This window comes from Tenuifilum thalassicum (assembly GCF_013265555.1).
Classification (GTDB): Bacteria; Bacteroidota; Bacteroidia; order Bacteroidales; family Tenuifilaceae; genus Tenuifilum; species Tenuifilum thalassicum.
Window position 1 is genome coordinate 855,229 of sequence record NZ_CP041345.1, and the last position, 13,859, is coordinate 869,087.

At 39.1% G+C, this 13,859-nt stretch carries 12 protein-coding genes; 10 read left to right on the plus strand and 2 right to left on the minus strand.

Going from position 1 to position 13,859, the window contains the following annotated elements:
* The first annotated feature begins 304 nt into the window (after nt 1–304).
* The 10 genes from ilvD (at nt 305) to FHG85_RS03555 (ending at nt 12,726) form a co-directional block, all read left to right on the plus strand.
* Complete coding sequence (ilvD, locus tag FHG85_RS03510) at nt 305–2,134, plus strand: dihydroxy-acid dehydratase (RefSeq protein WP_173073051.1); 1,830 nt, start codon at nt 305–307, stop codon at nt 2,132–2,134.
* Between the two features lie 30 nt (nt 2,135–2,164).
* Nucleotides 2,165–3,910 (plus strand): biosynthetic-type acetolactate synthase large subunit, encoded by a 1,746-nt coding sequence (gene ilvB, locus FHG85_RS03515; protein WP_173073052.1) that lies wholly within the window; start codon nt 2,165–2,167, stop codon nt 3,908–3,910.
* Between the two features lie 3 nt (nt 3,911–3,913).
* On the plus strand, nt 3,914–4,483 hold the full coding sequence (ilvN, locus tag FHG85_RS03520) for an acetolactate synthase small subunit (RefSeq protein WP_173073053.1): 570 nt from the start codon (nt 3,914–3,916) through the stop codon (nt 4,481–4,483).
* A 47-nt stretch (nt 4,484–4,530) separates the two neighbouring features.
* Nucleotides 4,531–5,583, plus strand: coding sequence for a ketol-acid reductoisomerase (ilvC, locus tag FHG85_RS03525; protein ID WP_173073056.1), 1,053 nt, complete (start codon nt 4,531–4,533; stop codon nt 5,581–5,583).
* A 6-nt stretch (nt 5,584–5,589) separates the two neighbouring features.
* Complete coding sequence (locus FHG85_RS03530; protein WP_173073058.1) at nt 5,590–7,092, plus strand: 2-isopropylmalate synthase; 1,503 nt, start codon at nt 5,590–5,592, stop codon at nt 7,090–7,092.
* On the plus strand, nt 7,093–8,496 hold the full coding sequence (gene leuC, locus FHG85_RS03535) for a 3-isopropylmalate dehydratase large subunit (protein WP_173073060.1): 1,404 nt from the start codon (nt 7,093–7,095) through the stop codon (nt 8,494–8,496).
* Nucleotides 8,497–8,510: 14 nt separating this feature from the next.
* Nucleotides 8,511–9,110 carry a 3-isopropylmalate dehydratase small subunit gene (gene leuD / locus FHG85_RS03540; RefSeq protein ID WP_173073062.1) on the plus strand — a complete coding sequence of 200 codons (600 nt, stop codon included), beginning with the start codon at nt 8,511–8,513 and terminating at the stop codon, nt 9,108–9,110.
* The gene (locus tag FHG85_RS03545; RefSeq protein WP_246249264.1) at nt 9,101–10,666 is read left to right on the plus strand and encodes an alpha-isopropylmalate synthase regulatory domain-containing protein; all 1,566 of its coding nucleotides are present in this window, start codon (nt 9,101–9,103) and stop codon (nt 10,664–10,666) included. Before leuD ends, FHG85_RS03545 begins: the two co-directional genes overlap by 10 nt.
* 26 nt (nt 10,667–10,692) lie before the next feature.
* Nucleotides 10,693–11,754 carry a 3-isopropylmalate dehydrogenase gene (locus FHG85_RS03550; protein WP_173073064.1) on the plus strand — a complete coding sequence of 354 codons (1,062 nt, stop codon included), beginning with the start codon at nt 10,693–10,695 and terminating at the stop codon, nt 11,752–11,754.
* Between the two features lie 225 nt (nt 11,755–11,979).
* Nucleotides 11,980–12,726 carry a porin family protein gene (locus FHG85_RS03555; protein WP_173073065.1) on the plus strand — a complete coding sequence of 249 codons (747 nt, stop codon included), beginning with the start codon at nt 11,980–11,982 and terminating at the stop codon, nt 12,724–12,726.
* A gap of 49 nt (nt 12,727–12,775) precedes the next feature.
* Here the strand turns inward: FHG85_RS03555 and folE are convergent, their stop codons facing one another.
* Together folE and FHG85_RS03565 are read right to left on the minus strand one after the other, a co-directional pair.
* Nucleotides 12,776–13,414 carry a GTP cyclohydrolase I FolE gene (folE, locus tag FHG85_RS03560; protein ID WP_173073066.1) on the minus strand — a complete coding sequence of 213 codons (639 nt, stop codon included), beginning with the start codon at nt 13,412–13,414 and terminating at the stop codon, nt 12,776–12,778.
* A 5-nt stretch (nt 13,415–13,419) separates the two neighbouring features.
* A complete protein-coding gene (locus FHG85_RS03565) occupies nt 13,420–13,839 on the minus strand; it encodes a 6-carboxytetrahydropterin synthase (protein ID WP_173073067.1) in 420 nt (139 codons plus the stop codon).
* Nucleotides 13,840–13,859 lie beyond the last annotated feature (20 nt).

Consider the following 13,859-nt stretch of genomic DNA (forward strand, 5'->3'; position numbering starts at 1 on the left):
ATTATTCTCCTAGTCCTTATAATACAAGGATTATGACCGGGAAGTAGTATGTAGTAGCCAATAGTATTAAATTACAGAAACTTTCCGGGGCAAATCTCGGAAAGTTTTTTTTTGTATAAATGTGATTAAATGTGATAGAATATAAATTAAGATGATTAAAACTTGCCTACATATTATTTCCATTATTCTCCTAGTCCTTATAATACAAGGATTATGACCGGGAAGTTATGTAGCAGTTAATAGTATTAAATTACAGAAACTTTCCGGGGCTAACCTCGGAAAGTTTTTTTTTAAACCTAAACCAATGAAAAAAAAGTTAAGAAGTTCGGTAACTACAATTGGAAGGAACATGGCTGGTGCCAGAAGCCTATGGAGGGCAAATGGAATGAAAAGTGAACAAATTGGACGGCCAGTAATAGCTATTGTTAATTCCTTTACCCAATTTGTTCCTGGGCATGTACATCTACATGAAGTAGGTCAATTTGTGAAAAGTTGCATAGAAAAGCATGGGCTCTTTGCAGCTGAATTTAACACCATTGCCATTGACGATGGAATTGCCATGGGGCATTCAGGTATGCTCTACTCGCTACCTTCCAGGGAACTAATTGCCGATAGTGTAGAGTATATGTTAAATGCTCATATGGCCGACGCCATGATTTGCATCAGTAATTGTGATAAAATAACTCCTGGAATGCTAATGGCCGCTATGCGGTTGAATATTCCTACCGTGTTTGTTTCTGGCGGACCAATGGAGGCCGGAACATATAATTCAAAACATCTCGATTTGGTAGATGCTATGGTTGCTGCTGCCGATAGCGATGTTTCTGACCAGGAACTGGCACAAATTGAGAATGCTGCCTGTCCTACTTGTGGGTCATGCTCTGGAATGTTTACGGCAAACTCCATGAATTGTTTAGCTGAAGCTATCGGCCTGGCACTTCCTGGGAATGGAACTATTCTAGCTACTCATGAGAACAGAAAGACTTTGTTCCAAAAGGCTGCTGATACAATTGCATATATTACAAAACGATACTATTTTGAGGGCGATGACTCTGTGCTTCCTAGATCCATTGCCACGCGTGAAGCATTCATGAATGCAATGGCTTTGGATATAGCCATGGGAGGTTCAACTAATACTGTCTTGCACCTTTTAGCAATTGCTCAAGAGGCAGGTGTCGATTTTACTTTGTCAGATATCGACCAACTGTCAAGAAAAGTACCAAATATTTGTAAGGTTGCACCTAGCTCTAGTTATCATATCCAAGATGTTAATCGCGCTGGCGGTGTTATTTCAATTTTAGGTGAGCTTGAAAGACATCAGCTAATAGACACACAGGTAAAAAGAGTTGATTACCAAAACTTAAAACAGGCCATCTCTTTTTGGGACATTATGAGTCCTAATGTGTCCGATGAGGCTATTAGTTTTTGGAAAAGTGCACCTTCTGGCAAAAATAGCAGTAAGGGGTGGGTGTCTAATGCTCAATATGACGAACTTGACACTGATAGGGTGAGTGGTTGCATTCGCAATTATCAAAACGCATACAATAAGGACGGAGGCTTAGCAGTGCTTTATGGTAATATAGCAAAGGATGGTTGTATTGTTAAAACTGCGGGTGTTAACAGCTCTTTGTTTACTTTTCGCGGCCCTGCCATTGTATTTGAGTCTCAGGAGGAAGCAGTTGATGGTATTTTGAATGATAAAGTAAAGGCGGGCGATGTGGTTGTTATTCGTTATGAGGGTCCCAAAGGAGGCCCAGGAATGCAGGAGATGCTGTACCCAACCTCTTATCTTAAGTCTAAAGGCCTCGCAACTAAGTGTGCTCTAATAACCGATGGACGATTCTCGGGGGGAACTTCTGGTTTATCAATTGGTCATATCTCTCCCGAAGCTGCCTCTCAAGGTGAAATTGCTCTTATTAAAAATGGGGATATTGTCGAAATTAATATTCCTGAACGAACTATTAACGTTTTGTTGCGAGAGTCTGAACTTGAGAGGCGTAGGTCTGAAGAAGAGGGCAGGGGTGAGATGGCATATAAGCCTCAAAAGCGTTCCCGAAAAGTCTCCACAACGCTAAAGTTGTATGCACAGCATATCTCATCAGCCGATAAGGGCGCTGTTCGGTTAATTAAATAGTAATATACGATAAGTAAATGGTTTAAGGTTATGGAAACTAAAATATTAACACATCAAGCAAACGTTTGTACTATTCATTCGTCATTAAATAAAATTACTGGTTCAGAAGCAATACTTCGCTGTTTAATAGAGGAGGGTGTTGATACTGTTTTTGGGTATCCTGGAGGTGCCATAATGCCTATTTACGACAAATTACTTGATTACAAAAAACATATTAAGCATATTCTAACTCGACACGAGCAAGGGGCTGCTCATGCAGCACAGGCATATGCTATGGTTGCAGGAAAACCTGGGGTGTGCTTTGCTACTTCTGGTCCTGGTGCAACAAATCTGATTACTGGTATTGCAAATGCCTATATGGACTCTGTTCCAGTTGTTTTTATCACTGCTCAAGTTAGTTCAAACTTAATAGGAACTGATGCCTTTCAGGAAACAGACATAATAGGAATTTCAATGCCTGTTGTGAAGTGGAATTATCAGGTTAAAAAAGCAGATGATATACCAGAGATTTTTGCTAAAGCCTTTTACATTGCCAAAACAGGTCGCCCTGGTCCTGTTCTTATTGATGTTACCAAAGATGCACAGCTAGGCTTGCTTAGGTTTAAGTACAATTCGTGTTCTGGTATAAGGGGTTATTATCCTAATAAACCAGCAAAAGAAAAAGAAATTGAAGTTGCTTCAACTCTAATTAATAACTCTAAGCGTCCTCTAATACTAACTGGCCATGGGGTTAGCATCTCAAGAGCAGAAAAAGAGCTGAGGTTGCTTGCCGAAAAAGCAAACATTCCTGTTGCCGTAACATTATTGGGGTTATCTAGCTTCCCAACTGACCATGAGCTGTATGCTGGAATGCTTGGCATGCATGGAAACCTTGGTCCAAATAAGTTGACCAATGAAGCCGATGTCATCATTGCTATTGGAATGCGATTCGATGACAGAGTTACTGGCCGACTAAATGATTATGCAAAAAAATCTAGAATTATTCACATCGATATCGATGAAGCTGAGATAAATAAGGTTGTAAACGTTGATGTTCAGATTAATAGTGATGCTAAAGAGGCTCTTAGCCAGATTATTCCAAAAGTTGAGCCAGCCTTACATGATGAATGGATTAAGAAATTCAAAGATTATGAGAATCAAGAATTCGAAACTGTTATTAAAAAAGCTGTTAAGCCAGATACAGGAGCTATAACCATAGCTGAAGTTATTAATGAGCTATCGAAGAAGACTAACGGTGAAGCAATTGTTGCTACGGATGTAGGTCAACATCAGATGCTGGCTGCCCGGTACTACAGATTTAAGAGCATAAGTTCTTTCATTACTTCTGGCGGAATGGGAACTATGGGGTTTGGACTCCCTGCGGCAATTGGCGCAAAGATTGGATGTCCCAATAGAACTGTGTTGGCTGTACTAGGAGATGGTGGATTCCAGATGACTATTCAGGAACTTGGTACCATCCTTCACCACAATATACCTATAAAAATTATTGTTCTTAACAATTCTTTCCTTGGTATGGTTCGACAGTGGCAGCAGTTATTCTTTGATAAGCGGTATTCAGAAACCGAACTAGTAAACCCCGATTTTATCACCATTGCAAGTGGATATAATATTCCTGCTCTGAAAGTAACTGAAAGACAAAATCTTGATGAAGCATTAACCCGGTTATTGGAGACAAATGGCCCATTTCTTTTAGAGGTGGTTGTTGAAAAGGAAGAGAATGTCCTCCCAATGGTTGAACCTGGTTCATCAATTTCAGAAATCAGATTAAAAGAATAAGTTATGAACGAAAAAGAATTTACTATCTCAATTTTTACAGAGAACCGTGTTGGTATTTTAAACCATATCACAATAGTTCTCACCAGACGTCAGCTCAATATCGAGAGCGTTACAACATCTGAATCTGCTGTTGAGGGGGTTCAGCTTATTAACCTTGTGGTTAAGACTACCTACGAAAAGGTTAGGAAAGTTGCCAAGCAGATTGAAAAGATTATTGAGGTTATTAAGGTCTTTGTGAACTCATCAAACGATGTCATTAGTCGGGAAATAGCATTGTTCAAACTATCGGCAAAGGTTATTCTTTCCAACGATGTGGTTGATTTAATCATGAAAACACATAATGCAAAGTTTATTGAGATAAACTCAGAGTTTATGGTGGTTGAAAAGGTAGGAAGTGTTGATGAAATAAAGAAGTTGTTTTGTGCATTAAAGCCTTTCGGGATACTTCAGTTTGCTAGATCGGGTAGGGTTGCTGTTACAAGACAAGTAAAAGAATTTCAGGATTATCTCAGTGAAGTAGATAGCGCTTTTAACTGTAAGGAGTATAAGAATGCAACTGTTGAATTATTGTAAACAGAGTAATAGTACAATTTATGTTTAACTAAAAAAAGAAAAAGAAAATGGCAAAAATTGATTTTGGAGGAGTAATTGAAGATGTAGTAACTCGAGAGGAGTTTACTCTTGAAAAAGCACGAGAGGTACTTAAAAATGAAACCATCGCTGTAATTGGCTATGGTGTTCAAGGCCCAGCTCAGGCACTAAACATGAGGGACCAAGGGTTTAACGTAATAGTTGGTCAATCGCCAGAATTTAAAAGTGATTGGGATAAAGCAATAGCCGATGGCTTTGTACCAGGCGAAACCCTTTTTCCTGTTGCCGATGCAGCAAAGAAAGGAACCATTGTTCAATACCTTGTTTCCGATGCTGCACAGCGAATACTTTGGCCTGAGCTAAAGGAATGTTTAAACGAAGGTGATGCCCTATACTTTTCTCATGGATTCTCTGTAACATACAAAGAGCAAACGGGTGTAATCCCTCCATCAAATATCGATGTTATTCTATGTGCACCCAAAGGGTCTGGTACAAGTGTAAGGCGTAATTTCTTGGCAGGTGCAGGAATAAATTCAAGCTATTCTGTATTTCAGGATTACACAGGTAGAGCAACCGAGAGAGTTTTAGCTTTAGGTATAGCAATTGGTTCGGGGTATCTTTTCCCAACAACATTTGAGAAAGAGGTTTATAGCGATTTAACTGGAGAAAGAGGAGTTCTAATGGGAGCTTTGGCTGGAATTATGGATGCACAGTATAAGGTTTTGCGTGAAAATGGGCACTCGCCTTCTGAGGCATTTAACGAAACTGTTGAGGAGCTAACCCAAAGCCTTATCCGTTTAGTCGATGAGAAAGGTATGGATTGGATGTATGCTAATTGTAGCGCTACAGCTCAGCGTGGCGCTTTAGACTGGATGCCTCGATTTAGGGATGCAGTTTTACCCGTTTTCAAACAGCTTTACGAAAACGTAAAATCTGGTAAAGAGACACAACGTGTAATTCAAGCCCTTAGCCAACCCGATTATAGAAATGTTCTTGAGGCTGAGTTGAATGAGTTGGGCAATTCTGAGATATGGAAAGCTGGACAAGCAGTTAGAAAGCTTAGACCAAATCATAAAGAGTAATCGGTTATGAATAATGAGATAATTATTTTCGATACAACTCTTCGCGATGGAGAGCAGGTGCCCGGTTGTCAGCTTAATACCATTGAAAAAATTGAGGTGGCAAAGGCACTTGAAGAGCTGGGCGTTGATGTAATTGAAGCAGGCTTCCCTATATCTAGTCCTGGTGATTTTAAATCTGTAGTTGAAATTTCTAAGGCAGTGACAAAACCAACTATCTGCGCTCTAACTCGTGCAGTAAAAAAGGATATAGAGGTGGCTGCTGATGCACTCCAATATGCAAAGCTTAAAAGAATCCATACGGGTATTGGAGTTTCTCCTTGGCATATTGAACATAAGATTAGAACAACCCCCGAAGAAATAATTCTTCGGGCGGTTGAAGCGGTTAAATACGCAAAAAAATTCGTTGAAGATGTTGAGTTTTATGCCGAGGATGCGGGTAGAGCCGATAATGAATACCTTGCTAGAGTAATTGAGGCAGTTATTAAAGCTGGTGCTACTGTTGTAAACATTCCCGATACAACTGGTTACTGCCTACCCGAAGAGTATGCCGAGAAGATAAAATTCCTTAAGGCTAACGTAAAGAATATAGATAAGGTTATAATCTCTACCCATTGTCATAATGACCTTGGAATGGCTACTGCTAACACTATTATGGGGGTGTTAAATGGTGCCCGTCAGGTTGAGGTGACCCTTAACGGAATTGGAGAAAGGGCAGGTAATACTTCGTTGGAGGAGGTTGTGATGACCCTTAAAAGCCATAGCTACCTAAATCTACACACTAATATTAATACCAAGCTAATATACAAAACAAGTAGGCTTGTATCTACCTTAATGAATATGCCTGTTCAGCCCAATAAAGCTATTGTTGGCCGTAACGCTTTTGCCCACTCATCGGGAATCCATCAAGATGGAGTTCTAAAAAAAAGAGAGAACTATGAAATTATCAATCCTGTCGATGTAGGGATTAATGAATCAGCAATAATTCTTACCGCAAGGAGTGGACGTGCAGCCTTAAAACATAGAATCGAGGCGTTAGGTTACAAGTTGTCAAAAGATGAACTTGATGGTATTTATTCCCGCTTTCTAGATTTAGCTGATAAAAAAAAGGTAGTTAATGATGATGATATAAGAATCCTTATTGGAGAGGCTGCCCAAGGAGAACAACCATTAGAGTTAGAACTTCTACAAGTATCTTGTGGAAAATCAATGATGCCTGTCGCAACAGTGGGCATACGAATAAATGGTGAAGTTCATGTTTCTACAGCAACTGGTAATGGGCCTATTGATGCTTCCTTTACCGCTGTTAAACAGCTTATCAGAAAAAACTTTCTGCTCGAGGAATTCCTAATTCAAGCTATTACACGAGGTAGCGATGATTTAGGTAAAGTGCATGTTCAACTTGAATATAAAGGGAATAATTACTACGGGTTTTCTGCAGATACCGATATTGTTACGGCTTCGGTTAAGGCGCTGGTTAATGCATTAGCTAAAATAAATAACAGAGATTAAATGGAACCAAAAACATTATTCGAAAAGATCTGGGATTCACATGTGGTGTCCTCAATAGATAGTAATACGGATATAATATATATCGACCAGCATTACATTCATGAGGTTACCAGTCCTCAAGCCTTTGAGGGGCTAAGAAAGAGAAACATCAAAGTTTTTAGGCCAAAGCAAACCCTTGCAACCGCCGATCATAATATCCCAACCCAAAATCAGCATTTGCCAATTCCTGACGAGATTTCAAGAGGTCAGGTTAATACGCTTGACGAAAATTGTAAAGAACACGGTATTACCTATTTTGGCATGCAACATCCCAATAATGGTATTGTTCATGTAATAGGCCCAGAACTTGGATATACTCGTCCTGGCATGACAATTGTTTGCGGCGATAGCCACACTTCTACTCATGGCGCTTTTGGAGCAATTGCTTTTGGGATTGGAACCTCAGAGGTGGAAATGGTTTTTGCTTCGCAATGTATTCCTCAGGTTCGCCCTAAAACCATGAGAATTAATTTAAATGGTGAAACCCCTAAAGGGGTAACCGCTAAAGATATCATTATGTATATCATTGCTGAACTCTCTTCGGGTGGGGCAACTGGGTACTTTGTTGAGTATGCTGGACAGGTTATTGAAAAGCTCAATATGGAGGAGCGTATGACTATTTGTAATATGAGCATCGAAATGGGGGCTCGTGGTGGCCTCATTGCTCCCGATAGTGTTACGTTTGAATATGTTGAAAATGCAACAAAACTTAGCGGCTTTAAAATCTCCCCAAAAGAACGTGAGTATTGGAATACCCTTAAAACTGACCCAGGAGCTGTATTTGATAAAGAAATTGGGATTGACGCTACAAAGATTCATCCTATGATAACTTATGGTACAAATCCAGGAATGGCCATTCCTGTCGATGGGGTAATTCCTAATCCTCCATCTAGCAAAAAGGAGAAGGAAAGTTTTTTGAAGTCCCTTGATTATATGGGATTTAAGCCTGGGATGAAGCTATTAGGACAAAAGATAGACTATGTTTTTCTTGGAAGCTGTACAAATGGTAGGATTGAGGATTTTAGGGCATTTGCATCCATTATTAAGGGTCGTAAAAAAGCCTCTAATGTTACTGCTTATATAGTTCCAGGCTCAAAAAATGTTGAAGAACAAATTTATAGCGAAGGGCTTGATAGAGTGTTTAACGAGGCTGGATTTGAAATTAGACAGCCTGGTTGTTCGGCTTGTCTTGCTATGAATGAAGATAAAATCCCTGCTGGTAAGTATGCCGTATCAACTTCAAATCGAAATTTCGAAGGACGACAGGGACCTGGTGCACGAACTCTCTTGGCAAGCCCTCTAACAGCTGCAGCATGTGCTATTACAGGTGAAATTGTGAACCCTATGCAATTTTTTAATAATTAAAAAGTACTAATATTATGGCGTTCAGAAAGTTTACATATTTGGAATCGACATGCATACCTCTTCCTGTTGAAAATGTTGATACAGACCAGATTATTCCTGCCAGATTTCTAAATGCTACAACGAGAGAAGGTTTTGGAGAAAAACTTTTTTACGATTGGCGGTTCCTAAAGAATGGCACCCCAAATCCAGATTTTATCCTTAATAATAAAGCATTTTCTGGTAGTGTTTTGGTAGTTGGAACTAATTTTGGTTGTGGCTCAAGCCGTGAACATGCAGTTTGGGCGCTAACCGATTATGGATTTAGAGTTGTTATCTCTAGTTTTTTTGCCGATATCTTTAAAAATAATGCCCTCAATAATGGGTTGCTACCTATTGTTGTTTCAGACGATAGGCTTAAAGTTCTATTGAAGGGTATTATGGATAATCCTAGAGTATATGTTAAAATTGATTTAGAGAAACAGTTACTACAAGTACCTAGTTTAGAAATATTGGAAACTTTCGAAATCAGTCCGTGGAAAAAAGAGTGCCTTCTGAAAGGCCTTGATGATGTCGACTATCTTCTTAGGCTTAAAGATAAAATTGTACAGTTTGAAAAACAAAGGGCATGGTTATGAAGGTCGAGGTAATGGATACAACTTTGCGCGATGGTGAGCAAATGCAAGGTGTTGCATACTCTCCAGTTGAGAAACTTCATATAGCAACTTTACTTTTAAAAGAGCTTAAAGTTGATCGCATTGAAGTGGCCTCTGCACGCGTTTCAAAGGGAGAGTTTGAAGCAGCCAAAAAGGTTGCTGAATGGGCACAAGCTAATAACCTAATAGACAAAGTAGAAGTGCTCGGTTTTATTGATGGTGACAAATCAATAGAATGGATTAGAGATGCAGGTTTGCGTGTTATAAACTTGCTTTGCAAGGGCTCTCCCCTTCATTTGGAAAAACAGCTGCGAAAAACACCCGACCAACACATCGATGAAATTCGATACGTGATTAAAAAGGCACAGTCTCTAAATATCGATGTTAACCTATATTTTGAGGATTGGTCCAATGGCATCTTGCAATCTCCAGACTATATTTTCTATTTGATTGATGCTTTGAGAAATGCCCCTGTAAAACGCTTCATGCTTCCCGATACATTGGGGGTGTTTAATCCCGATCGGGCATTTGACTGTTGCAAAATAATGACAAGTCGATATCCAGATTTACACTTCGATTTTCACGCTCATAACGATTATGACCTGGCTGTTGCTAATACTTTCGCAGCCCTTAAAGCAGGTATCAAGGGAGTTCATGTAACGGTAAACGGCCTCGGTGAAAGAGCAGGGAATACACCATTGGCAAGTGCTATTGCTGTTATTCACGATCAATTATCGTTTAGAACAAACATTCAGGAAAATAAAATTTACAAGGTGGGTAAAATTGTTGAATCATATAGTGGTGTTAGGGTTCCTATTAATAAACCTATCGTGGGTGAAAACTCTTTTACACAAACATCTGGAGTACATGCCGATGGGGATAGTAAAGCCAACCTTTACTTTAACAACTTATTGCCTGAACGTTTTGGTAGGAAAAGACAATATGCACTCGGGAAACTTTCTGGTAAGGCGTCAGTAACGAAAAATCTCGAAGAATTAGGCTTAGAACTTTCGCCTGATATCATTAAAACAGTTACTCAGCGTGTAATTGAGTTAGGTGATAAAAAGGAAAGTGTAACAGTGGAAGATTTACCATTTATCATTTCCGATGTTATTGGACGCAGCAACAGTAATTCCCGGGTTTGCATTAAAAACTATACGCTTGGGCTTACTTGTGGCATGCAACCAATGGCAAGCGTTCAAATCGAAATACATGGTGACATTTATCAGGAAACGGCTTCTGGCGATGGACAATACGATGCCTTTATGAAAGCAGTTAAAAAGATCTATGAAAGCATTGGAGAGGAACTTCCCTATCTTGTCGACTACTTTGTAACAATTCCACCAGGCGGTAAAACCGATGCACTTGTCGAAACTGTAATTTCTTGGGAGCATAAAGGGAGAGTCTTTAAAACAAGAGGGCTCGATGCCGATCAAACGGAGTCGGCTATTAAGGCTACCGAGAAAATGCTTAACATCATCGAGAACGAAAAAAACTTCAGTAATGTAAATAAATTGTTTCAATCAGAAAACGAGTAAATTAAAATAATCTGAAAGGAGTTTTTATGAGTAAAACTTATAAAATTGCTTTAATCCCAGGCGACGGAACAGGACCTGAGGTTACCAGAGAGAGTGTAAAAGTATTGAAAGCAGCAGCGGCTAAATTTGGATTTAATCTCGAATTCATAAATTACGATTTTGGTGGCGACCGATATCTAAGAACTGGAGAGGTCCTTCCCGACTCTGCAATCAAAGAGTTAAAACAGGCCGATGCAATACTGTTGGGTGCAATCGGACATCCAGATGTGAAACCTGGTATTCTTGAGAAAGGGATTCTCCTAAAAATTAGGTTTGAACTGGATCAGTATATCAACTTACGTCCAGTTAAGTTATACCCAGGTGTTGACACTCCCTTGAAAGATAAAGGCCCTGAACATATCGATTATGTTGTTATAAGAGAAAATTCTGGGGATGTTTATACTGGTGCCGGAGGTGTCACTTTAAAAAACACACCTCATGAAATTGCTGTTCAAAATATGATGTACAATAGAATGCAGGTTGATAGATGCCTGAAATTTGCTTTTGAGTATACACGTAAAAGAAACAAAAAAAACACCCTGGCCCTTTGCGGAAAAACTAATGTACTTACCTATGTTTTTGACCTTTGGGAAAGAGCCTTTCACGAAATGGGTGAAACTCATTTTGCAGATATTAAGCGTGAGTACTATCATGTTGATGCTACTTGTATGTGGATGGTTAAAAACCCAGAGTGGTTCGATGTTATCGTAACCACAAACATGTTTGGTGATATTATTACTGATCTTGGCGCTATAACCCAAGGTGGAATGGGAATTGCTGCAGGTGGAAATTTGAACCCCGAAGGGGTTTCGATGTTTGAACCAATTGGTGGTTCTGCTCCTAAGTATACTGGTATGAACGTTATTAATCCTCTTGCAGCAATTGCAGCAGGCGGAATGCTTCTTGAGCATTTGGGCGAAAATGAAGCCGCTAGTGCAATTGAAGATGCCATTAAGTTTGTTACCGCTTATAAGCTTAAGAGTCTTGCAGCTGGGAGAATGGGATATTCAACTTCGGAAACAGGGGACTTGGTGGCTGAACACATTTAGTTAAAAAACATCAGAGGGGAGGAATAACATGTTTGATTTAACAAATCTAACTTTTGCCTTTTTATTTAGATTAGTGTTTCCCTCCCCTTTATTTTTAATAATTTTAGTTTAGAGTGTAATACTGTTTGATAATTGATAAAAATTTATAAGTAAATTATCTAAAATAAATCAAAAACTTGCTTAATACACATTAAATTAGTTAATTTGATATAAAATGATATCAAAATGAAACGAATATTAATTTTTGTACTTGCCATTACCTTAGGAGTAACTCAAACAAATGCGCAACTTTTTAAAGTATTTGGTCACGATGTTGGTTTCGTGTATGTTGGACCAAAGGTGGGGATGAACCTTTCAAAGTTTAGCCAATGGTCATACAGTAATTATACTGTTAAGAACCGATTGGGTTATCAGCTGGGTGTTGTTGGTGAATTAGGTTTCACCAATAGGTTTTCTGTTCAAAGCGAAATTGTTCTAATATCTAAGGGAGCAATAGGCGAAACAGCAGGAATTACTGAAACTAAAAGAATGCCTTCTATTCAAATTCCAATCCTGGCTCGATATACGTTTAGCCTTCTTGGGTTAAGAAAGGTTTATGCTAATGGTGGAGTTTACTCTACCACACGTGTTGGTAGTGGAACTGTTATTTATAGCGATGGAATGTCTTATAACGATTATCATTGGACAAGATTCGATTGGGGATTTTCATTTGGTTGTGGTGCAGAGTATCCAACAAAAGATGGAATATGGGGATTAGATTTACGTTATGACTTAGGTGCTGTTGACGTTTACCGTCAGCTCGATGAAAGCACAAAATCAAGGTTCCGCTCTTTTCAGTTTTCAGTCACATATAAGTTTGACCTAGTTGATATTTACTTCAAGTATAAAAACAAGAAAAATAGAAATGATGAGGTGGAGTCTGAACAGGGTGTTCAGCGTCCCAATGGGCTTAAAATTCAACAACGAGATTAGAACGTTGAAATAATTAGTAAGGGGGCCAGTGGTTAAGCCCCCTTTTATTTTAATGAAGTTTTACACCAATTAAATGGATAAATTCTTCGCGCGTTTCGTTGTGTGTTAGAAATGCTCCAGTAAATGCCGAAGTAGTTGTTACCGAGTTCTGTTTTTGAACGCCCCTCATCTGCATACACATATGAGCAGCCTCAATAACAACAGCAACGCCCAATGGATTTAGGGTTTCTTGCAGGCAATCGCGAATCTGAACGGTTAAACGTTCCTGTACCTGAAGTCGCCTTGCATAAGCTTCTACAACCCTTGCCACTTTGCTGAGCCCTGTGATGTAACCATTTGGAATGTATGCAACGTGTGCTTTCCCATAAAAAGGTATCATATGGTGTTCGCATAAGGAGTAGAGTTCAATATCCTTAACAAGAACCATCTGCTTATACTCCTCGTGGAATTTGGCACTCCTAACCATGGCGTGAGGGTCGATGTTATACCCATGAGTTAAAAATTGGATTGCTTTGGCAACCCTTGTTGGAGTTTGCAGCAATCCCTCCCTGTCCACATCCTCGCCAATGAGCTTCAGTATCTCTTTGTAATGGTAGGCTAATTTTTCAGTTGTTTCTGGGTTCCACTTATCAATTCTTATGTAACCCTCATCATCATTTAACGATGCGTTGTGATTAATAACTTCCATTTTTTTTAATCTCCGTAGTATTCAACAAAATTATTCTCTGTTTCCTTAATCTTCACACAGTGCAAAGTTGCACCAATTTTTTGAATAGGCACCTCAAGTTCTTTCCAAATTCCAATGGCTAGATTCTCTGTTGTTGCTAATACCCCCTTCATGAAATCTACATCAACATTGATATTCTTATGGTCAAGTTTTTGAATTATATGAGTTCTAATTATTTCGCTAATCTTTTTGAGGTTAACCACATACCCCAAGCTTGGATTAACATTACCTTTTACAGTAACAAAAAGCTCGTAGTTGTGCCCATGCCAGTTCGGGTGTGAGCATTGCCCAAATAGTTCAAGGTTTTCTTCATCACTCAGCTCCGATTTGAAAAGCCTATGAGCTGAACTAAAACGTTCTCTTCTTGTTAAGTATACTGTTGGCATATCTTTTTTGATATTCTTAG